Origin of the sequence: Magnetospirillum sp. UT-4 (genome assembly GCF_902729435.1) — a bacterium.
In the GTDB taxonomy this organism is placed as follows: Bacteria; Pseudomonadota; Alphaproteobacteria; order Rhodospirillales; family Magnetospirillaceae; genus Magnetospirillum.
Map to the genome: position 1 here is coordinate 1 of NZ_CACVCG010000112.1, position 19,935 is coordinate 19,935.

Consider the following 19,935-nt stretch of genomic DNA (forward strand, 5'->3'; position numbering starts at 1 on the left):
TGGAGATGGCGGCGCGCAACGATACCGCGAACAGGGTGGTGAGCAGGGTGGCGACCATGCCGGCGGCGATCAGGCCCCAGCGGCTGGCGGAATAGACCGCGTCGCCTTGTTCGGCGGCGGTGCGGGCGGCGGCCAGGCTGTGCTCCAGCATCTCGTCGAGGGCCTTGCGCGCCTCGGCGTAGATCTTGGCGGCGGGGCCGGTGGTATAGGCCAGCGCCTCGTCCTTGCGGCCGGGACGGGACAGTTCCATCACCCTGTCGCCTTCCCCGCGGTATCGCTTCAGCCCGTCTGTCACCGCGGCGAACATGCGGCGTTCCTCGCCCGAGGCGATCAGCGGCTCGTAGGCGATGAAGATCTTGTCCAGGCGGTCGTTCAGGCCGGCGATGTCGCGCTCGTAGCGGCCCATGGCCGCCTCGTCGGCGAACAGGATGTGACCGGCCAGCAGGCGGCGGTAATCGGCGAAGCCGGCATCGATCTGGCCCAGCATGCGGGTGGCCGGCAGCGACCGGGTGGCCATGGCCGATGCGGTGGCGTTGACGGTGGCGAGGCGGTCGATGCTGACCAGCGCCAGGGCGATCACGATGACGGCCAGAAGCGCGAAGGATCCGGCCAATTTCCGGGCGATGGTCAAATTGCGGAACATATTGCGGCGATCCTGGTCAAAGGTAGCGCAGCATGATCCGCCGAAGTTGCGAATGCAAGTTTACGAGCCATAGAGAAAATGCATGGCCCTATTCGTTTCGCAAAGTTAGAAAAAACGAATTAAACCGAAGATGAATACATCGCCAAGGCACCGTTCAATTGATGGAGGACAGGCCCTGCGCCTGGACGCGGTTCTTCCAGTCGCCCATGAAGGTCTGGAAGGCCTCGACCTGCTTGATCTTGTCGCCGACGCGGCGGAAGTCGATGATGCCCCGCTCCGGCTCCGAGGTCAGCAGGTCGAAGGCTTCGCGGAACTCGGTGGCGGCCATCTTGGCGCCGTAGCTGCGGCGCAGGCGCTGCAGGCCGCGGTCGTCGCGGGCCAGGGTCATGGCGGTGGCGAGATCGACCAGCTTGCGCGCCAGGACGGGCTGGATCGGGGTGGCGCCCTCGGGCGGCTCGATCAGGGCCTCCATGGCCGCCGCCGCCTCGGGCCACTTCTTGAGGTCCCAGTAGATTTCGGCCCGCAGCTGCTTGGCCTTGTCCGACTGGTCGTTGATGATGAGGGCCAGCGCCTCGGCGGTGCGGCCCAGATCGGCCAGCGCCCGCACCCGCATGTAGCGGCGCTGGTCGAACAGCTCGGCCGGCATGTCGGGAATCTCGCTCTGGTCCAGGGCCTCCAGCGCCAGGCCGGGCTTGCGGTCGGACAGTTCCAGGAAGGCCAGCCGCGTCGCCACCCGCGCCTTCTCGACGCCCTGCAGGCGGAATTGCACCTGGTGGCGCAGCAGTTCGCCGGCGCGGTCGATGAGGTCGACCGCCGCCAGCCGGTCGGCCAGCTTGCGGATCATCTCGTCGCCCTTGGTGCCGGTGGGCGTCAGCTCCTGGAACTCGTCGTAGAGGCCGATGGCGGCGATGGGCGACAGCCCGTCGGCGAGGCCGCCGAGGTATAGCTTCTCGAAGGCCTCCGCCATCATCTGCTGCACGGTGCCGATGTCGGGATGGTCGCTGTAATTGGCGGCGATCTCGCGCAGGGCCCGCAGGCCGTTGGCATACTGGCCGTCGGCGATCATCAGTTCGCCCAGGCGCTTCAGCAGCTCGTACTCGTAATCGCCCTCGCGCCAGGCGAAGCGCAGCTTTTCCAGCTGCTTGATGGCGTCGGCGCGGGGCAGCATGCCGCGGCGCATCTGCAGTTCGATGCGGGCGCGGCCGGCCTGGGCGCGGTCCGGCCGGCTTTCGCTGTCCTCGGCCTCGCGGTACTTGGCGATGGCCTGGTCCCACTGCTTGGCCGCCTCGGCCACCGTGCCCTGCAGGTAGCTGATGGTGCCGGTGTCGCGGCGCGACAGGCCGGGTCCGTTCATGGCCTCGATGGTCTTGATCGCCGACTTGGTGTCGCCCGCCGCCGCCGCGGCGCGGGCCGCCACCGGCCCCAGGGCCATGCGCAGGCGGGGGTTGAGGCCCTTCAGGTCCTCGTGCGCCAGGCGCAGCATCAGCGCCTGCTTGGGATCGCCGGTCAGGCGCGACTTGGCCGCCGCCAGCCACAGCGGGGCGTGGGGGTCCTTGGCCAGGCCGGGATGGGAGAGGTCGTCGATGGCCTCGATGTCGCGGCGGGTGAGGAAATTGGCGACGCCGCGCACGGCGCGGAACTGGGGGGTGTCGACCATGGCCGGGTCGGCGGCGGCGATCACCTTGAGCAGGCCCAGCGCCTCGTGCGGCATGGCGTTGGCGAGGTAATGGCGGGCGATTTCCAGGCGCTGGGCGTTCTTGTCCTCGGGCTTGAGGTAGGCCATGCGCTGCAGCAGCTTCTGGTGCTCGGGCACGAACTTGTCGAGGCCGCCGCGCATCCAGCGCAGCAGGTCCAGCGGCCCGCCGCCCGAGGTCTGGACCTCCATGGTCTCGCCGGACCCCGCCTCGCCGCTGCCGGGCAGGTCCCGCGACAGGTGCAGCCCCCCCGGCATCGACACTTCGACCCCCGACCGGTTGCCTTCCAGGCGGGCGCCATCGGCCAGCGGCACCATCGCCACGCCCTGCGCCGTGGGCAGCAACTGGGCACCCGGCACCACCGTCTCGGCCGGAACGCCGACCCCGATCTGGGTCAGCGGGGTGACGAACAGGGTGTCGCCGACTTCCGGATCGCGGAAGCTCACCGCCTTCTGCGGCGGGTCCTGGACCGGCAGGATCAGGCGGCCGCGGTCCTCGAAATCGAATTGGCGCTCGATCGACAGCGGCGTGCGCGGCCCCAGCGGCGTCTCGGCCAGGTCGAACACCCAGAGCTGGCCTTCCTTGCGCACGATGGGGTTGAAGCCGGGGCGGGTGACCAGGCGGATCGCGCTGCCGTCGCGGACGCCGGGCACCTGCTCGGCATGCAGGACGACATCGCCGCCGGTGCGCTTCAGCAGTTTGGTGTCGATCTCGGCCTTGCTGTCGAACACCAGCCACAGCCAGCCGGCGCGGCGGAAGGCGGCGGCGGCGGTCGGCTTCTCGAACGGCACGCCCAGGCTGACCTGCGGCACCGCCGGCTTGGGCGGTTGCGCCGGAGCATCCGCGGTGGCGGCGGCATCGGCGGCGGGCGTCGAGGGGGCCAGCGGCTTGGCGGCGGGCGGCTGTTCCTCGGTGCCGGGGGCGGGGGCCAGGGGCGGCGGCGCCGTGCCGGCGGCGCGCGGCGGCGGCGGGCTGCCGGCGGCCCGCACCAGATCCACCGCCACCCGGGGACCGCTGGTGAAGTGGCGCACCCGCATGTCGGCGGGCAACGCCAGCACCACCGCGGTGCCCTTGCCCTGGGGCCGGGTCTCGATCAGGCGGACATCGGGCGGAAGGGCCGCCTCCAGCGAGGTGACCTTGACGTTGGCGGGGCGATCGAAGGCGATCACCGCCTTGCCGTCGGCGACGTCGATGCTGTAGCCGACCGGCTTGGCCCAGTCGAACACCAGGCGGTTGAAGCCGGTATGTTCGCCACCCCGCACCGTCAGGTCGACCGGCGCCTCCGCCTTGGCCGCCGCCGGCGGAGGTTCGGGCTTCGGCGCCGGCTTTTCGGGGACGGGCTTTTCGGGGGCGGGCTTTTCCGAGGCGGGGGCGGCCTTGGCGGCGGGGGTCATGTCGACCACCGTCGAGGTGCCGCTGGTGAAGGTTTTCAGCTGCACCGGCTGGGCCAGCCCGAAGGTGACCATGCGGCGGTCGGGGCTGACATTGGCCGATTTCAGGTATTTGGCCAGCGGCTTCAGCAGGGATTGGGGGTCGCCGGCCAGGGGGCGTTCGAACCGGACCACCAGGTCGCCGTTGACGGTGTCGGCGGACCACCGCACCGGGCCGTCCCAATCGAACACCATGCGGCCGAAGCTGTCATGCTCGGCGCCGCGCGGCGTGCTCTGGGCGAAGGCGGCCGCAGCCAAACTGAGGAGAAAGGCGACAATCAGCGCCGTCGGTCGGAGAAAGCGGCGGCAGGCCGCCTTGCCTTTCCGTCCCAGACCGCCAGCTTGGCCGCGCGCCTCCATTCGGACTCAGTCGAAGCTCGCCAGCAGCCTGTCGATCTCGGCCTGGTCGGCGGCAGAGGCGGGAAGCTGGGGGCCGTTGAGGAGGTCCTCGTCGGTGACCAGTGCCTTCGCGGCCTTTTCGCCCGGCCCCTCCATTTCCGAACCGAGCGCCCGGACCAGGCTCTCGACGCGGCCTTCGATCTCCTTCAGCATTTTCACCACCTTGGTGATGCGCTGCCCGGTGATGTCCTGGAAGGTGCAGGCCTCGAAGATCTGGGTGGTCACCTCGGTGAGGCGTTGCGCCACCTCGGAATCCATCATGGGGGCCAGGCCCTCGATGCGCTCGGCGGCATCCATGATCTGGTTGGTGGCGGCCTCGGTGGCGCCGACGATGGCGTCCAGCTCATCGGTGGCGGTGGCGATGAACTCGTTCTTGATGTCGCCCGGCCGGAGCGCCGCGATCTCGGCCTTGGCGGCGTGGATGTAGTCCGCCAGCGACTCGATCTCGCGGTACAGCTTGATGTCGCCGGCGTTCAGGTCTCCCTTCATGGTGTCGAGGATGGCACGCACCACCTCGGCGACCTGATCCACATGGACGGTTTCGCCATGTTCGCGGCGAATGGCGTCCAAACGCAAGGCAAGGTCGCGGTCAACGCCCTTCACCACCATGGCACGTCCCCCTTTGCCACGTGGGCGGTTAGGCGAAGTCGCCGATGACGGTCACCATCTTGGTCTTCAGCGTCTCCGCGTTGAACGGCTTGACGATGTAGTTGGAAACGCCGGCTTCCTTGGCCGCGATGACGTTTTCGGACTTGGACTCGGCGGTGACCATGATGAAGGGAATGGCCTTCAGCTTGGGATCGGCGCGAACCTCGCGCAGCAGCTGCAGGCCGGTCATGGGCTCCATGTTCCAGTCCGAGATGATCAGGCCGTAATTGCCGACGCGCAGCATCTGAAGCGCCATGGAGCCGTCCGTGGCCTCGTCGACGTTGTTGAAGCCGAGCTGCTTCAGCAGGTTGCGGATGATTCGCAGCATCGTCTTGTAATCGTCGACGATGAGCACGTTCATATTCTTGTCGACAGCCATCAATTAGCTCCTTCCAAGCACTCGCCACGCTAACATTAAGAACCCGACGGTGCGAATTGGCCTAGTTAAGATACTGGAGAGCAACCGCGCAAGGCATTTTTCGCTCCCCCCCGAACAAATCCCCGGTCATCCCCCGGGCAGGGTCCTGTTGGTTGGAATCTGGCGCCGCTGGGCCAGCTCCGAGGTCAGGGTGCGGGCCTTGGCGGGGTCCATTTCCGCCAGGATCGGCGCCACTTTGGCCTCCTTCATCCGCTCGACCACGTCGAGCATGATGCCCATGTCGAGCTGCTCGAAGATTTTGGCGGCGTCCTTCGGCTTCATGTTCTCGTATATTTTGACCAGGGACCGCATCTTGTTGTCTTCCTGGTCATTGTATTGGCGCAGCAGCCCTTCGATTGTGTTCTGCAGCGTCTTCATTTCGGAAATCTTGCGCTCGATCTGGTCCTCGGCCGCCTTCAGCATGGCCTCGCGGCGCTCGATGTCGCGCTCGCGCACGTCGATGGCGCCACGGCGGGCCTGCAGCTTCTGCAGCACGTCCATTTCCGTCTGGCTCAGGCTGGCCTGCTCCGGCGCCGGCGCGGATTCGGCGGCGGGCGGGGCCGGCTTGGGCTCCGGCATCGGCTTGGACTCCGGCGCCGGCTTGGCCTCGGCGGCGGCTTCGGGCGCCGGCTTGGCCTCGGGCTGCTGTGCCTGCAGCTCGCCGGCGACACGCAGGGAGGCGCCGTCGAAAAATCCCTTGCGCAGATCGTTCACCCGCACCGACAGCATCAGCGCCGCCACGGCGATGAGCACGGGCAGCAGGCGCACGAAGGGCGTGCGCGGCTGTTTGGACTTGGAGGGCGAAGCGGCCATGGTGTCACCTCATGGACTGGAGCGCGCGCAGCAGCTCGCGCTCGGCTTCGGACCGCTCGTCGCCGTCGATCTCGTTGGCCGCCGCCGCCGCCGCCGCCATGGTGGCGGCGCGCGGGCTGGAATGGGCCGGCTGCTGCGGCGCCGGGGCGGCCGAGGGCATCGGCGCGCTCATGCGCGGCTGGGACGTGACCTGGGGCCGGGCCTCGGTGCGGGCCGAGCGCACCGCGCCTTCCAGCCGGTTGGCCATGGTGTCGGCGCGCTCGATCATGAAGGCGAGGTCGTCGCGCAGCTGCTGCGCCTTCTCGACCCGCTCCTGCAACGCCATTCCGGCGTCCTCGGCGGCCTTGCGGAGCTTGGGGATCGAGGATTCGGCGCGCACCGTCGCCTCGTTGAACGAGACGATGATCTTGGCCATCTCGTCGCGGTTCTTGCGCAGCTGGGTGAGCCGGCGGTTGAGGGTGACCGCATAGCCGATGGTGGCGATCAGCAGCACCGAGACGAAGAGGTCGAGGATGATCTTCCAGTCCATGGCGTCAACCCTTGATCTTGTCGTCGACGCGGATGGCGATGTGCGGACCCTTGCGCCCCATCTTGCCGCGGAACATGGAGATGTTGCCACACCGCAGGTCGATGGCCGACGTGGGCTGGGCGTTGAGCATGATCTTCGATCCCACCTTCCAGGCGATGACGTCGCGCAAGCTCATCACCTGCTGGTCCAGCACCGCCTCCATCTGCACCTCGGTCAGCCACAGCTCTTCCGCCAGGTGGGTTTCCCAGATGGAGTCGCGGCCGAACTTCTCGCCCATGAACATCTGCAGCAGCAGCTCGCGGACGGGTTCCAGGGTGGCGTAGGGCAGCAGCAGTTCCAGGCGTCCGCCGCGATCCTCCATGTCGATGCGCAGCTTGGCGACGATGGCGGCGTTGCTGGGACGCGAGATGGTGGCGAAGCGCGGGTTGGTTTCCAGGCGGTCGAAGCGGAAGGTCACCGGCGACAGCGGGTCGAACGCCGCCGACAGGTCGGACAGCACCACGTGGACCATGCGCTCGACCAGGTTGCGCTCGATGGTGGTGTAGGGGCGGCCCTCGATGCGCATGGCGGCGGTGCCGCGGCGGCCGCCCAGCAGCACATCGACGATGGAGTAGATGAGCGAGGAATCGACCGTCAGCAGGCCGTAATTGTCCCATTCCTCGGCCTTGAACACCGCCAGCATGGCAGGCAGCGGAATCGAGTTCAGGTAGTCGCCGAAGCGCAACGACAGGATGTTGTCCAGCGACACCTCGACGTTGTCCGAGGTGAAATTGCGCATGGAGGTGGACATCATGCGGACCAGGCGGTCGAAGACCACCTCCAGCATGGGCAGGCGCTCGTACGAGACCAGCGCCGAATTGAGGATGGCCTGAATGCCCGAGCGGTCGTCGCCGCGGCCGTGGTCGTCGTCGAAGCCCAGCAGCGAATCGATTTCGTCCTGGTTCAGGACGCGGGTGGATTCCTTCGGCGCACCGTCGCCGCCGCCACCCCCCTCGTCGTCGCCGCCGCCAAGCATGGCCTCCCATTCGGCGGCCATGGCGTCGCTTTCCTCGCCGCCGCCGTCACCGCCACCGCCGCCACCACCGCCGCCGTCGCCATCGCCTTCGGCCATGGCGGCCCATTCCTTCATCAGGGCCTCTTCGTCGTCGGTGGACCGACCGGGTCCGCCTTCCTCTTCCATCGCCATCGCTTGCGCCTACTGGACCAGCATTTCGCGGAACAGCACGTCGTTGACCTTCACCGGCTTCACCGCGGCCTGGACCCGGTTCAGCAATTCCTCGCGCAGCAGGTGCATGCCGGCGGCGCCCTGCAGGTCCTCGACCCGAAGCTCGCGCAGATAGACCTGGAAGGCGTCGACGATGCGCGGCATGACCTGGTCGATGCGCGGCATGTCGGTCGGGCTTTCCAGCTCGAGGGCGACGCGGATCTTGAGGAAGGCCTGCTTGCGCCCCTGCGTCTGCAGGTTCACCAACATTTCGGGCAGGTCCATGAACACCGCCGGGCCGACCACCTTGGGCGCCTCGGCCTTGTGCTCGGCCTCGGGGGCGGCCTCTTCCGTCTTGCCACCCAGCAGGCTGTCGAGGATGCCGGAGAAATAGAGTCCGGCGCCGGCGCCAAGCAGCAGCAGCACCGGCAGGACGATGATCAGGATCTTCTTGATCGGAAGCTTGCTTTTGGGGGAATCGGAGGATTCCTCGCCGCCTGCGCCTTCGTCGAAATCCTCTTCCAGGTCTTCGGCCATGATCCCCACCCTGTCGGCCGGCCGGCCACGACGCGCGCCCGGCCGCATGTGTACGAGTGTGAAGGTACGCCGGCGCGGTTAACAGAAGGTTGAACCCGCCCGCGCGAATGGTTCGGGGACGCGGCGGGCGCCGTTGCCCCCTTTGCCGGGTGGGACCATACGACGGCGCGGGGCGGGCGGCAATAACTGCCCGGCAGGGCCTGCCCCGCCATCCCGCCGTTCGCGCAGAAGTCCAGGGTTTCCGCCATTTCGTCGGCGCCGAGAGAACTGGCACGCGGGCTGCAAGGGAAGGGGCGCAGGTTTCGTCAATCAGGTATGCAGACGATGGAAAACACCTCCTACATCGCTCTCTCGCGCCAGAATGCGCTGTGGCGTCAGCTCGACGTCATCGCCACCAACATGGCCAACGCGAACACCCCGGCCTACAAGGCCGAGCACATGATGTTCCGCGAGTACCTGATGCCGACGCGCTCCAGCGACCGCACCTTCGGCGACAAGCTGTCCTATGTCCAGGACGTCTCGGTCCTGCGCAATACCGAGGAAGGTTCGCTGACCAAGACCGACAACCCGCTGGACGTGGCCCTGCACGGCGACGGCTTCTTCCAGGTCGAGACCGAGGCCGGCATGCGCTACAGCCGCAACGGCCACTTCCGCCTGGACGAGGGCGGCATGCTGGTCAATTCCCTGGGGCATGCGGTGATGGACAACGCCGACAACCCCATCATCTTCGCCCCCAACGAGACCCGCATCACCATCACCCCCGACGGCACCGTCGCCACCGAAAACGGCCAGGTCGCCAAGCTGAAGGTGGTGCGGTTCTTCAACGACCAGGACATGCGCAAGGTGGGCGACAGCCTGTACGAGACCACCCAGGAGCCGCAGCTGGTCGAGCGCCCCGCCATCGTCCAGGGGATGATGGAGGAATCGAACGTCCAGCCGGTGGTCGAGATCACCCGGATGACCGAAGTGCTGCGCCAGTACCAGGCGCTGCAGCAGATGATCGACAAGGAGCACGAGCGCCAGCTTAAGGCGATCGAAACGCTCGTGCCCCGCGCTTAAGAGGAGATATCGACCATGCGTTCCCTGAACATCGCCGCCACCGGCATGCTGGCTCAGCAGACCAATGTCGAGGTGATCTCCAACAACATCGCCAACATGAACACCACCGCCTTCACCCGTCGGCGGCCGGAGTTCAGCGACCTGCTGTACCAGAACCTGCGCCGCGTCGGCGCCGCCTCGTCGGATGCCGGGACCATCGTGCCGACCGGCGTGCAGCTGGGCCTGGGCGTGAAGACCACCGCGGTGTACCGCATCACCGAACAGGGCTCGGTGCAGAGCACCGACAACACCCTGGACCTGGCCATCCAGGGCAAGGGCTACTTCCAGATCAAGCTGCCCTCGGGCGAGACCGCCTATACCCGCGACGGCTCGTTCCAGCTGTCCGACAAGGGCGAGATCGTCACCCACGAAGGGTTCCAGGTGGTGCCGGGCATCACCGTGCCGGCCGACGCGGTCGGCGTCTCCATCAACGCCTCGGGCCAGGTGCTGATCAAGAAGGACGGCTCCATCGAGCAGAGCACCGCCGGCCAGCTCCAGCTCGCCATCTTCCCCAACGAGGCCGGCCTGGAAGCCCGCGGCGACAACCTGTTCCTCGAGACCCCGGCCTCGGGCGCGGCGGTCCAGGCGGCTCCCGGCTCGGCCGGCTACGGCACCCTGCTGCAGGGCTTCCTCGAGACCTCCAACGTCAACGTGGTGGCCGAGGTGACCAACCTGATCTCGGCCCAGCGCGCCTATGAAATGAACTCGAAGGTGATCCAGACCTCGGACGAGATGCTGGGCACCATCAACCAGATGAAGTGATAGGGCACCGCCATGAAGCGCCTCATCCTCGCCGCCCTGTTCGCGATTGCCGGGCACGCCGCCCTGGCCGCCGACCTGCCGCCCGAGCTCAAGCCCCAGGCGGTGCTGGACGCCGACGTGGTCAGGCTGGGCGACCTGTGGGACAACCTGGGGCCCAAGGCCGAGACCGTGGTCGCCGGTGCGCCGCAGCCGGGCAAGCGGGTCACCGCCGACGCCCGCTGGCTGGTCGCGGTGGCCCAGGCCTACGGCATCGACTGGCAGCCGGCCTCGGCCTACGACCGCATCGTCATCGAGCGCGCCGGCCAGGTGGTCGACATGCGCCTGATCGAGACCGAACTGCGCGAGGCCCTCGCCATGGAAGGCGTGCGCGGCAATTTCGACTTCGACGTCGCCAACCGCGGCGCCCTCAACATCATGGTGCCGGGCAACGGCCCCACCACCGTGGCGGTCCGCGACCTTGGCTGGGACCCGCGCACCAACCGCTTCGCCGCCACCATCGAGGTGCCGGCCGGATCGCCGGCGGCGGTGCGCCAGCGGGTCCAGGGGCGGGTGTTCCCGACCGTGCGGATGCCGGTGCTGGCCCGGGCCATGGGCCGCGGCGAGGTGATCGCCGAGAAGGACATCCAGTGGGTCGACATGCGCGAGGAGCAGGCCCGCCGCGACGTCATCACCGACGCCCGCCAGATGATCGGCCAGGAACCCCGCTTCCAGGTCCGCGCCGGGGTGCCGGTGCGCCTGAACGACCTGCAGCGTTCCGTCCTGGTCAGCCGCAACTCGCTGGTCACGGTGGCGCTGAAGACCCCGTTCATGAGCCTGACCACCCAGGCCCGCGCCGTCGAGGACGGCGGCAAGGGTGACGTCATCCGCATCACCAACCTGCAGACCAAGCGCACGGTGGAAGCCACCGTCGACGGACCCGGCCTGGTGTCGGTGGTCCCCGGCGGCCCCCGCCTGCTGTCCAACTGATCGCCCAAGAGGAGAGCGCCATGACCTCCCCCATCCGTTCCAAAGCCCTGCGCGCCATCCTGATGGCCACCGCGATCGGTTCCCTCAGCGCCTGCAACGCGCTGACCCGCCTGTCCGAAGTGGGCTCCGGCCCGCAGGTTTCGGCCATCCAGAACCCGACCCAGAAGGCCGGCTACCAGGCGGTCAGCATGCCCATGCCGCAGCCGGTGGCGCCGCCGCAGAACGCCAACTCCCTGTGGCGCCCGGGCTCGCGGGCGTTCTTCAAGGACCAGCGCGCCAAGGAAGTGGGCGACATCCTGACGGTGGCGGTGGCCATCGACAACGAGAACGCCACCGTCGAGACCGGCCTCAACCGCAACCGCGGCGCCACCGAGGACATGGGCTCGGCCTTCAACCTGCTGGGCTTCGAGAACAGCCTGACCAAGATCCTGCCGGATGCGGTCAACCCCGCCGCCCTGGTCAACGTGACCGGCAACAGCACCAACACCAACACCGCCGACACCACCCGGTCCGAGACCATCGAGGTCAAGCTGGCGGCGATCATCACCCAGATCCTGCCCAACGGGAACCTGGTCATCTCGGGCAAGCAGGAAATCCGGGTGAACTACGAAATGCGCGAGCTGTCGGTGCAGGGCATCATCCGGCCCGAGGACATCAGCTCGTCGAACTCGGTCACCTACGACAAGATCGCCGAAGCCCGCATCAATTACGGCGGCCGCGGCGTCGTCACCGAGATCACCCAGCCGCGCTACGGCCAGGAAATCCTCGACATCATCCTGCCGTTCTGATCCGGGAGTTCCCCCTCTCGCCCGCTTGAGGGCGAGGGGGGGAAGAAACTGCCTACTCCGCCGCCCCTCGCAGCGCCGACGCCCCGGGCAGGGTGAAGTGGATGGTGGCGCCCTGGTCGGGTCCGGGCGATTCCACCCAGATGCGGCCGCCATTGTACTCGACCACCTTCTTGCAGATGGCCAGGCCGATGCCGGAACCGCCGCCATGGGCGTCGCGGGCGTGCAGGCGCTGGAAGATGCGGAAGATGCGTTCGAAGTACTGCGGATCGATGCCGATGCCGTTGTCGGCGACGCTGAACGACCATCCCGATTCCGACGGCTGCGCCTCGATGGTGATGCGCGGCGGCACGCCGGGGCGGGCGTATTTGACGGCGTTGCCGACCAGATTCTGGAACAGCCGCACCAGGTCGCTTTCGCTGGCGGTCACCATGGGTAGCTGGCCGACGCACAGGATCGCCTTGGATTCGCTCAGCAGGAGCCCCAACTGGGCCAGGGCGGTGGCCAGCGCCTCGTTGGCATCGACCGCCCGGGCGGGCGAGGACATGCGCCCGATGCGCGAGAACTGCAGCAGGTCGAGCACCAGCTGGTCCATGCGCACCGCCCCGTCCTTGGCGAAGGCGAGGAATTCCCGGATGTCCTGATCGGCGCTGGCTCCCAGGCGGCGTTCGATCAGCGCGATGTAGCTGCCGATCATGCGCAAAGGTTCGCGCAGATCGTGGCTGGCGACATAGGCGAACTGCTCGAGTTCGGCATTGGAATTCTGCAACTGCTGCTGCACCTGCTTGGCCTCGGTGATGTCCAGGCAGGCCGAGAGCACGCCGTCGGGATTGCCGTCGGCATCGATGAAGGCGTGGCGGAGTTCGCGCACCCAGCGGCAGCTGCCGTCGCGGCACAGCAGGCGGTACTCGCGCTCGTCGTTGCCGGGCTTTTCGGCGATGGCGCGGTCTTCGGGGGGCAGGCGCATCAGCCAGCCCTCGCCCACCTCCTCGGGGAACGAGCGGCCGGTGAAGTCCAGCCAGGTCTGGTTGACGTAGACGCAGCGGCCATCGGCGTTGGTGCGCCGGACCAGGGCCGGGAAGTGGTCGAGAATGCGCATGTAATGGTCGCGGGCGCGGGCGGTCTGGCGCTCGGCCTCGGCCCTGGCCCGTTCGCGCCCCAACGACAGGCGATAGAGCGGCACCGTCACCACCACCACCGCCAGCAGGAACAGGGCGCGGCCCATCAGGCCGCGGATGACCGGCTCGGTCACCTCGTCCTTGGCGACGCTGACCCCGACGGTGAAATCGTAGGGCTTGATGGTGCGCACCGCGATCAGGCGGGGTACGCCATCGACGCCGCCGACCCCTTCCAGGCGGCTCTCGATGCCGCCAGCCGCCAGGTGCTGGAGCATCAGCGGCGCCTCGGCCAGCGACTGGCCGATGGCCTGGCCCTCGGGAAGGCGGGCGAGAATGATGTGCCCGCGGTTGGCCAGGCTGACCGCGCCGGTGGCCTCGGACGGCACCACCGCGTCGAGTATGCCTGCGAACAGGTCGGGTGACAGCGCCGCCACCACCACCGCCCGCAGGGTGCCATCGGCATTGCGGACGGCACGGGCGGCGAAAACAACCTGCCGGTTGAGCAGGGCGGTGACCGGCTCGCCGATGAACAGGGAATCGTCTTCCGGCTGGGTCCGGAAATGGGTGAGGTACGAGCGGTCGCCGACGTTCCGCCCGACCAGATTGGCAACCGACGAATGGCGAATGGTGCCGTCGGCGCCGACCACCGTGGCGGTCAGCGCGTCGGAGCGGATGCGCGCCCGCGCGGTCAGATAGCGGTGCATTTGCGGGTCGCCGGGCTGGTCTTCCGCCCCCAGTTCCTTGGCGACGTCCAGCAGCATCAGATCGACCGCCTGGAAGGTCTGCACGGTCCGCGCCTCGACCACCCGGGCCAGGGCGCTCATCCGCTCGAAGCTGCTGGCATGGGCCTCGCGGTAATCGCCGATGGCATCCCACAACGCCATACCCAGGGCCACCGCGATCACCAGCGGCGCCCACAGCCACTCCAGTCCCGCGGTCTTCAGCCCGCTCAGTCCCATCATCCCCTCCGGCACCCCGAGGGAAATCTTATGCCACCAGTCCAGAAGCTAAAAGAGAAAAGCCCCGGGGCCTGGGGCGCCGGGGCTTGTGCTCAACCTGAGGCTAAATCAGTTCTTGGCCTTGTCCACCAGCTTGTTCTTGGCGATCCACGGCATCATGCCGCGCAGGCGCTCGCCCACCTGTTCGATCTGGTGGGTCGCCTGGTTGCGGCGGATGGCCTTGAAGCTGGGCTGGCCGGCCTTGCACTCCAGCATCCAGTCGCGGACGAAGCGGCCCGACTGGATGTCGTCGAGGACGCGCTTCATCTCGGCCTTGGTCTCGGGCGTGACGATGCGCGGGCCGGTGACGTAGTCGCCGTATTCGGCGGTGTTGCTGATGGAGTAGCGCATGTTGGCGATGCCGCCCTCATAGATCAGGTCGACGATCAGCTTGACCTCGTGCAGGCACTCGAAATAGGCCATCTCGGGGGCGTAGCCGGCCTCGACCAGGGTCTCGAAGCCGTACTGGATCAGCTTGGTCAGGCCGCCGCACAGCACCACCTGCTCGCCGAACAGGTCGGTCTCGCATTCCTCGCGGAAGGTGGTCTCGATGATGCCCGAGCGGCCGCCGCCGATGGCCGAGGCGTAGGACAGCGCGATCTCCAGCGCGTTGCCGGTGGCGTTCTGGGCCACCGCCACCAGGCACGGCACGCCGCCGCCCTTCAGGTACTCGCCGCGGACGGTATGGCCGGGACCCTTGGGGGCGACCATGAACACGTCGAGGTCGGCGCGCGCCTCGATCAGGCCGAAATGGATGTTGAGGCCGTGGGCGAAGACCAGCGCCGCGCCCTGCTTCAGGTTGGCGGCCAGGTCGTTCCTGTAGATGTCGGCCTGCAGCTCGTCGGGGGTGAGCATCATCACCACGTCGGCCCACTTGGCGGCGTCGGCCGGGCTCATCACCTTGAGGCCCTCGCCCTCGGCCTTCTTCACCGTGGCCGAACCGGGGCGCAGCGCCACGGCAACCTCCTTGGCCCCCGAATCGCGCAGGTTCAGCGCGTGGGCGTGGCCCTGGCTGCCGTAGCCGATGATGGCCACCTTCTTGCCCTTGATCAGGCTGACGTCGGCGTCAGTTTCGTAATAAACGCGCATGGTTCCTCTCTTTCGGCTGCTGAGCCGGGTGGTGCATCAGTCGGGCCTCATGCTGAGGAGCGAAGCGTCTCGAAGCACGAGGCCCGCCTCGCTCTTTGAGACGGCCCCGAAGGGGCCTCCTCAGGGTGAGGCTATCCCGGGAAGATGCAGGTTCTTAAATCGGATTGGGTCCGCGCGCAATGGCGACGGCGCCGGTGCGCGAGACATCGACCAGGCCCAGCGGCTCCATCAGCTTGATGAAGGCGTCCACCTTGTCGGTGGCGCCGACCACCTCGAACACGAAGCTGTCGTTGGTGGCGTCCACCGGCCGGGCGCGGAAGATCTCGGCGATGCGCAGGGATTCGACCCGCTTGTCGCCGGTGCCCGCCACCTTCACCAGGGCCAGCTCGCGGCTGACATGGGGCCCCTCGATGGTGAGGTCCGACACCTTGTGCACCGGCACCAGGCGGCGCAGCTGGTTCTTGATCTGCTCGATGATCATGCGGGTGCCGCTGGTCACGATGGTGATGCGCGACAGCTGTTCGGCGGCATCGACCTCGGCCACGGTCAGGCTTTCGATGTTGTAGCCGCGGCCCGAGAACAGCCCGATGACGCGGGCGAGCACGCCGGCCTCGTTGTCGACGAGGACGGCGATGGTGTGGCGGGCGATTTCCTCATGCTTGGTCACGTGCGTGTCCCCCTAGACCAGAACCATGCCGTCTTCTTCCGAGCCGGGCTTGTCCACCGACCGGTCCTCCGGCCCCAGCACCATCTCGTTGTGGGCCATGCCGGGCATGATCATCGGGAAGCAGTTCTCGGAGGCGTCGGTGCGCAGCTCGGCGACCACCGGGCGATCGACGGCGATCATCTCCTTGATCAGGTCGTCCACCTCCGAGGGCTTCTCGGCGCGCAGGCCCACCGCGCCGAAGGCCTCGGCCAGCTTGACGAAATCGGGATGGGTGTGCATGTGGCTTTCGGAATAGCGGCCGCCGTGGATCAGCTCCTGCCACTGGCGGACCATGCCCATGTACTGGTTGTTCAGGATGAACACCTTCACCGGCAGCCGGTGCTGGGCCAGGGTGGCCAGCTCCTGGATGTTCATCTGGATCGACGATTCGCCGGCGATGTCGATGACCAGGGCGCCGGGATGGGCCATCTGCACGCCCATGGCCGAGGGCAGGCCGTAGCCCATGGTGCCCAGCCCGCCCGAGGTCATCCAGTGGTTGGGCTGCTCGAAGCGGAAATGCTGGGCCGCCCACATCTGGTGCTGGCCGACCTCGGTGCAGATGTAGGGATTGCGGTCCTTGGTCAGCTCGTACAGGCGCTGGATGGCGTATTGCGGCTTGATCAGCTTGTTGGAATTCTCGTAGTGCAGGCAGTTGCGCGAGCGCCACTGGTCGATCTGGCTCCACCACGCCTTCAGCGCCTTGTCATCGACGCGGGCCTGCCTGGCCTTCCACACCTTGATCATGTCTTCCAGGATGTGGGCGGCGTCGCCGACCACCGCCAGGTCGACCGCCACGTTCTTGTTGATGGAACTGGGGTCGATGTCGATGTGGATCTTCTTGGAATTCGGCGCGAAGGCGTTGAGCCGCCCGGTGACGCGGTCGTCGAAGCGGGCGCCGACATTGATCATCAGATCGCAGCCGTGCATGGCCAGGTTGGCCTCGTAGGTGCCGTGCATGCCGAGCATGCCCAGCGACTGCGGATCCGAGCCCGGGAAGCCGCCCAGGCCCATCAGGGTCTGGGTGCAGGGGAAGCCGGTCATGCGCACGAACTGGGTCAGCAGCTGGCAGGCCGCGGCGCCGGAATTGACCACGCCGCCGCCGACGTAGAACAACGGCCGCTTGGCGTGGGCGATCATGTCGACCGCCTTCTCGATGGCCTTGATGTCGCCCTTCACCGGCGGCTTGTATTTGGACTTGAGCTTGCTCGGCCCCTGGTACTCGCCCTTGGCCTGGACCACGTCCTTGGGCAGGTCGACCAGCACCGGGCCGGGACGGCCGGAGCGGGCGACGTGGAAGGCCTCGTGCACGGTGCGGGCCAGATTGTTGACGTCCTTGACCAGGTAATTGTGCTTGGTGCACGGCCGGGTGATGCCGGTGATGTCGGCTTCCTGGAAGGCGTCGTTGCCGATCAGGCTGGTCGGCACCTGGCCGGTGAAGCACACCAGCGGCACCGAGTCGCACAGGGCATCGGTCAGGCCGGTGACGGTGTTGGTGGCGCCGGGGCCCGAGGTGACCAGCACGCAGCCGACCTTGCCGGTGGAGCGGGCGTAGCCCTCGGCGGCATGCACGGCGGCCTGCTCGTGACGGACCAGCACGTGCTTGAGGCGGTTCTGCTTGAACAGCTCGTCGTAGATGGGCAGTACCGCGCCGCCCGGATAGCCGAAGAGCACCTCGACGCCCTGGTCGACCAGAGCCTTCAAAAGGATTTCCGCGCCGGTCAACGTATCCTGCTGTGCCATTGTCGCACCCTGATCGTGAAACATCCGAAACGCGCCCGGCACTCACGCAATTTTATTGCGCAGGCGCGGGGGCGCGAGGGGCACAACCTATCCCCTCGCTAAGCCTCGGTCAACAGAAACTGACGAATAAACGGAAAGATTTTTTCTGCCAGACTTTCCGAAAATTGCTCCGCCACCCCCATATCCGCAGGAAACTGGTGCCGGAACCAGGTCAGCTGGCGTTTCGCATAATTGCGGGTGGCCCGGGTGGCCCCGGCCACCGCCTCCTCCAGCGGGGTTTCGCCGGCCAGGAAAGCGGCCAGCTCCGGCACCCCCAGCGCCTTGCCGGCGGGCAGCGCCGGATCGAGGCCGAGGGCCATGAGATCGCGCACCTCGTCCAGCGCCCCGGTCTCGACCATGCGCCGGAAGCGGCCGTCGCAGGCGGCATAAAGTGCCTCCCGCCCGGGCAGCAGGGCGAGGCGGCACCAGCGCGCCGCCACCGCGCCCTCGGGCGGCTCGGCCTGCCACTCGGCCAGCGAGCGCCCGGTGGCCGCCAGCACCTCCCAGGCCCGCGCCAGGCGTTGGCTGTTGCCGGGATCGAGGCGCGCCGCCATCACCGGATCGCGCGCCGCCAATTCGGCATGGAAGGCGGCATTGCCCAGCTTGGCCAGACGGGCGCGGGATTCGGCGCGGATGGCGTCGGGGATCTCGGGCACCGGCGAGATGCCCGCCATCAGGGTGCGCAGGTACAGCCCGGTGCCGCCCACCACTACCGGCACAAGCCCGGCCGCCCACGCTGCCGCCATCTCGGCCGCCGCCAGGTCGCGCCAGCGCGCCGCCGAACACAGCTCGGACGGATGCAGCACGCCGTAGAGCCGGTGCGGCGCCGCCGCCTCGTCCTCGGGCGACGGCCGCGCCGTCAGCACGCGCAGCACCGAATAGACCTGCATGGAATCGGCATTGATGACCACCCCGCCGAACTCACGGGCGATGGCCAGGGCAAGGCCCGACTTTCCGGAAGCGGTGGGGCCGGCGATGACGATGGCGGGGGAGGTCATGCCCGCTGGCGCCTATTCCTCGGCCAGCAGGGCGAGGACGTGCGTCTCCAGCGCAGGCATATCCTCTTCGATCACCTTCCATACCAATGATGGGCGGATGTCCGTGTATTGGTGGATGAGGAAGTTCCGGAACGCCTTGATGTCGGCCCACGGAACCGCCCCGCAACTCCTGACTTCGGATGACAGGCGGCTGCCCGCTTCGCCGATGATCTCGAAGTTGCGGAAAACCGCATCCTGACACATGCGCGAGGCGAGAAAGGCGTCCTTGCCCGGTGCCGTATACTCGCGGATCGTCCTGATACAGTCCCGTATGTGCGAGAGATAGGTCCGGTCCCGCTCGTTCACAGCGACCTCGCCTCGGCCAGGACACGATCGCGGATGAGGGCGTGGAGGCTGCCCTCATCGACCACATCGACTTTCCTGTCCAAGAGGAGCTGAACATCCCGCCAGAACCGGATCAGATCCATCAGGCTGCCGTCGTCGCCCATGTCCACCAGCAGGTCGATGTCGCTGTCCGGCCCGTCCTCGCCGCGCGCCACCGAGCCGAACACCCGCACCCGGCCGGCGCCGTGCAGCGCCGCCAGGCGCAGGATGTCGTCGCGCTTCTCGTCGAGGATGCGTCGTGCGCTGCCCATGGCCTTCTCCGTGTCCGAGGATAGCGCCGCCGATGGCAAAACGCTACGCGGCGTTCAGCAGACGCCTGACGCTTGCCTCCAGGTCCGGCAGATCACGCTCGACGACCCGCCAGACCAGTTCGAAATCGACCACGTCGTACTGGTGGGACAGCAGATTCCGGAACGCCTTGATCTGCGACCAGGCCACCGCCGTCCTGTCGCGAAACTCGATGGACAGGCGGCCGGCCGCCTCGCCGATGATCTCGAAATTGCGCACCGTGGCATCCCGGTGGAGCCGCGACGCCAGGAAGGCGTCCCTGCCCACCGCCGCGAAATCCTTGATGGCGTCGATGCAGTCGAGAATCTGGAGCAGGCAGACCCGGTCGCGGTCGGTCATAACGGTCGGGCTTCGGCCAGGACGGCATCGCGCAGGGTCGGGCTGATGCCGCCGTCGCTGACCACGTCCACCTTGCATCCAACCAGGTCCTGCACCGCCTGCCAGAACCCGATCAGATCGAGCAGGCTGCGATCGTCGTCCATGTGGACCAGCAGGTCGATGTCGCTGTCCGGCCCGTCCTCGCCGCGCGCCACCGAGCCGAACACCCGCACCCGGCCGGCGCCGTGCAGCGCCGCCAGGCGCAGGATGTCGTCGCGCTTCTCGTCGAGGATGCGTCGTGCGCTGCCCATGGCCTTCTCCGTGTCCGAGG

General features: G+C 67.7%; 21 protein-coding genes. 4 read left to right on the plus strand and 17 right to left on the minus strand.

Annotation, left to right across the window (positions count from 1 at the left end; genetic code table 11):
• From MTBUT4_RS14445 to MTBUT4_RS14485, 8 genes are all read right to left on the minus strand, one after another.
• A partial coding sequence (locus tag MTBUT4_RS14445) for an MCP four helix bundle domain-containing protein (RefSeq protein ID WP_173980398.1) occupies positions 1-643 on the minus strand: 643 nt, incomplete at its 3' end.
• 154 nt (positions 644-797) lie between these two features.
• The gene (locus MTBUT4_RS14450; RefSeq protein WP_217424185.1) at positions 798-4,127 is read right to left on the minus strand and encodes a lipopolysaccharide assembly protein LapB; all 3,330 of its coding nucleotides are present in this window, start codon (positions 4,125-4,127) and stop codon (positions 798-800) included.
• A 6-nt stretch (positions 4,128-4,133) separates the two neighbouring features.
• Positions 4,134-4,775, minus strand: a complete 642-nt coding sequence (locus MTBUT4_RS14460) for a protein phosphatase CheZ (RefSeq protein WP_173980400.1) — start codon at positions 4,773-4,775, stop codon at positions 4,134-4,136.
• A gap of 28 nt (positions 4,776-4,803) precedes the next feature.
• Entirely contained in the window at positions 4,804-5,193 is a 390-nt protein-coding gene (locus tag MTBUT4_RS14465; protein ID WP_173980401.1) for a response regulator, read from the minus strand.
• A gap of 126 nt (positions 5,194-5,319) precedes the next feature.
• On the minus strand, positions 5,320-6,045 hold the full coding sequence (locus MTBUT4_RS14470; protein ID WP_173980402.1) for a MotE family protein: 726 nt from the start codon (positions 6,043-6,045) through the stop codon (positions 5,320-5,322).
• Between the two features lie 4 nt (positions 6,046-6,049).
• Positions 6,050-6,574: a DUF6468 domain-containing protein gene (locus tag MTBUT4_RS14475; RefSeq protein ID WP_173980403.1), complete on the minus strand. Its 525-nt coding sequence runs from the start codon at positions 6,572-6,574 to the stop codon at positions 6,050-6,052.
• A 4-nt stretch (positions 6,575-6,578) separates the two neighbouring features.
• Positions 6,579-7,760 carry a flagellar motor switch protein FliM gene (gene fliM, locus MTBUT4_RS14480; protein WP_173980404.1) on the minus strand — a complete coding sequence of 394 codons (1,182 nt, stop codon included), beginning with the start codon at positions 7,758-7,760 and terminating at the stop codon, positions 6,579-6,581.
• A gap of 9 nt (positions 7,761-7,769) precedes the next feature.
• Entirely contained in the window at positions 7,770-8,315 is a 546-nt protein-coding gene (locus tag MTBUT4_RS14485) for a flagellar basal body-associated FliL family protein (RefSeq protein ID WP_173980405.1), read from the minus strand.
• Between the two features lie 324 nt (positions 8,316-8,639).
• On the opposite strand from MTBUT4_RS14485, the gene flgF reads away from it, so the two are divergent.
• The 4 genes from flgF to flgH are packed head-to-tail and all read left to right on the plus strand — an operon-like array spanning position 8,640 to position 11,929.
• Positions 8,640-9,374, plus strand: coding sequence for a flagellar basal-body rod protein FlgF (gene flgF, locus MTBUT4_RS14490; protein WP_173980406.1), 735 nt, complete (start codon positions 8,640-8,642; stop codon positions 9,372-9,374).
• A gap of 15 nt (positions 9,375-9,389) precedes the next feature.
• Positions 9,390-10,175 carry a flagellar basal-body rod protein FlgG gene (gene flgG / locus MTBUT4_RS14495; protein ID WP_173980407.1) on the plus strand — a complete coding sequence of 262 codons (786 nt, stop codon included), beginning with the start codon at positions 9,390-9,392 and terminating at the stop codon, positions 10,173-10,175.
• Positions 10,176-10,187: 12 nt separating this feature from the next.
• Complete coding sequence (gene flgA, locus MTBUT4_RS14500) at positions 10,188-11,141, plus strand: flagellar basal body P-ring formation chaperone FlgA (protein WP_173980408.1); 954 nt, start codon at positions 10,188-10,190, stop codon at positions 11,139-11,141.
• Positions 11,142-11,161: 20 nt separating this feature from the next.
• Positions 11,162-11,929, plus strand: a complete 768-nt coding sequence (flgH, locus tag MTBUT4_RS14505; RefSeq protein WP_173980409.1) for a flagellar basal body L-ring protein FlgH — start codon at positions 11,162-11,164, stop codon at positions 11,927-11,929.
• Between the two features lie 52 nt (positions 11,930-11,981).
• On the opposite strand, the gene MTBUT4_RS14510 is transcribed toward flgH, so the two are convergent.
• The 9 genes from MTBUT4_RS14510 to MTBUT4_RS14550 all read right to left on the minus strand — a co-directional run bounded on the left by MTBUT4_RS14510 (position 11,982) and on the right by MTBUT4_RS14550 (position 19,915).
• Positions 11,982-14,003, minus strand: coding sequence for an ATP-binding protein (locus MTBUT4_RS14510; protein WP_173980410.1), 2,022 nt, complete (start codon positions 14,001-14,003; stop codon positions 11,982-11,984).
• 108 nt (positions 14,004-14,111) lie between these two features.
• The gene (gene ilvC, locus MTBUT4_RS14515; protein WP_173980411.1) at positions 14,112-15,131 is read right to left on the minus strand and encodes a ketol-acid reductoisomerase; all 1,020 of its coding nucleotides are present in this window, start codon (positions 15,129-15,131) and stop codon (positions 14,112-14,114) included.
• A 154-nt stretch (positions 15,132-15,285) separates the two neighbouring features.
• On the minus strand, positions 15,286-15,798 hold the full coding sequence (ilvN, locus tag MTBUT4_RS14520; protein ID WP_173980412.1) for an acetolactate synthase small subunit: 513 nt from the start codon (positions 15,796-15,798) through the stop codon (positions 15,286-15,288).
• Between the two features lie 12 nt (positions 15,799-15,810).
• A complete protein-coding gene (locus tag MTBUT4_RS14525) occupies positions 15,811-17,577 on the minus strand; it encodes an acetolactate synthase 3 large subunit (RefSeq protein WP_173980413.1) in 1,767 nt (588 codons plus the stop codon).
• 98 nt (positions 17,578-17,675) lie between these two features.
• A complete protein-coding gene (miaA, locus tag MTBUT4_RS14530; RefSeq protein ID WP_173980414.1) occupies positions 17,676-18,614 on the minus strand; it encodes a tRNA (adenosine(37)-N6)-dimethylallyltransferase MiaA in 939 nt (312 codons plus the stop codon).
• A gap of 12 nt (positions 18,615-18,626) precedes the next feature.
• Positions 18,627-18,959 carry a DUF86 domain-containing protein gene (locus MTBUT4_RS14535; RefSeq protein ID WP_173980415.1) on the minus strand — a complete coding sequence of 111 codons (333 nt, stop codon included), beginning with the start codon at positions 18,957-18,959 and terminating at the stop codon, positions 18,627-18,629.
• On the minus strand, positions 18,956-19,249 hold the full coding sequence (locus tag MTBUT4_RS14540; RefSeq protein ID WP_173980416.1) for a nucleotidyltransferase family protein: 294 nt from the start codon (positions 19,247-19,249) through the stop codon (positions 18,956-18,958). The genes MTBUT4_RS14535 and MTBUT4_RS14540 overlap by 4 nt, the downstream gene beginning before the upstream one ends.
• A gap of 43 nt (positions 19,250-19,292) precedes the next feature.
• Positions 19,293-19,625, minus strand: coding sequence for a DUF86 domain-containing protein (locus tag MTBUT4_RS14545; RefSeq protein ID WP_173980417.1), 333 nt, complete (start codon positions 19,623-19,625; stop codon positions 19,293-19,295).
• On the minus strand, positions 19,622-19,915 hold the full coding sequence (locus MTBUT4_RS14550) for a nucleotidyltransferase family protein (RefSeq protein ID WP_173980418.1): 294 nt from the start codon (positions 19,913-19,915) through the stop codon (positions 19,622-19,624). The genes MTBUT4_RS14545 and MTBUT4_RS14550 overlap by 4 nt, the downstream gene beginning before the upstream one ends.
• Positions 19,916-19,935: the final 20 nt, after the last annotated feature.

Bases quoted from the DNA above. Each gene is read 5' to 3' on its own strand.
- MTBUT4_RS14540 (WP_173980416.1), bottom strand. From the start codon at position 19,249: ATGGGCAGCGCACGACGCATCCTCGACGAGAAGCGCGACGACATCCTG.
- MTBUT4_RS14550 (WP_173980418.1), bottom strand. From the start codon at position 19,915: ATGGGCAGCGCACGACGCATCCTCGACGAGAAGCGCGACGACATCCTG.
- ilvC (WP_173980411.1), bottom strand. From the start codon at position 15,131: ATGCGCGTTTATTACGAAACTGACGCCGACGTCAGCCTGATCAAGGGC.
- MTBUT4_RS14525 (WP_173980413.1), bottom strand. From the start codon at position 17,577: ATGGCACAGCAGGATACGTTGACCGGCGCGGAAATCCTTTTGAAGGCT.
- MTBUT4_RS14470 (WP_173980402.1), bottom strand. From the start codon at position 6,045: ATGGCCGCTTCGCCCTCCAAGTCCAAACAGCCGCGCACGCCCTTCGTG.
- MTBUT4_RS14450 (WP_217424185.1), bottom strand. From the start codon at position 4,127: ATGGAGGCGCGCGGCCAAGCTGGCGGTCTGGGACGGAAAGGCAAGGCG.
- MTBUT4_RS14545 (WP_173980417.1), bottom strand. From the start codon at position 19,625: ATGACCGACCGCGACCGGGTCTGCCTGCTCCAGATTCTCGACTGCATC.
- miaA (WP_173980414.1), bottom strand. From the start codon at position 18,614: ATGACCTCCCCCGCCATCGTCATCGCCGGCCCCACCGCTTCCGGAAAG.
- MTBUT4_RS14475 (WP_173980403.1), bottom strand. From the start codon at position 6,574: ATGGACTGGAAGATCATCCTCGACCTCTTCGTCTCGGTGCTGCTGATC.
- MTBUT4_RS14465 (WP_173980401.1), bottom strand. From the start codon at position 5,193: ATGGCTGTCGACAAGAATATGAACGTGCTCATCGTCGACGATTACAAG.
- MTBUT4_RS14460 (WP_173980400.1), bottom strand. From the start codon at position 4,775: ATGGTGGTGAAGGGCGTTGACCGCGACCTTGCCTTGCGTTTGGACGCC.
- fliM (WP_173980404.1), bottom strand. From the start codon at position 7,760: ATGGCGATGGAAGAGGAAGGCGGACCCGGTCGGTCCACCGACGACGAA.
- flgG (WP_173980407.1), top strand. From the start codon at position 9,390: ATGCGTTCCCTGAACATCGCCGCCACCGGCATGCTGGCTCAGCAGACC.
- flgF (WP_173980406.1), top strand. From the start codon at position 8,640: ATGGAAAACACCTCCTACATCGCTCTCTCGCGCCAGAATGCGCTGTGG.
- flgA (WP_173980408.1), top strand. From the start codon at position 10,188: ATGAAGCGCCTCATCCTCGCCGCCCTGTTCGCGATTGCCGGGCACGCC.
- MTBUT4_RS14485 (WP_173980405.1), bottom strand. From the start codon at position 8,315: ATGGCCGAAGACCTGGAAGAGGATTTCGACGAAGGCGCAGGCGGCGAG.
- flgH (WP_173980409.1), top strand. From the start codon at position 11,162: ATGACCTCCCCCATCCGTTCCAAAGCCCTGCGCGCCATCCTGATGGCC.
- MTBUT4_RS14510 (WP_173980410.1), bottom strand. From the start codon at position 14,003: ATGGGACTGAGCGGGCTGAAGACCGCGGGACTGGAGTGGCTGTGGGCG.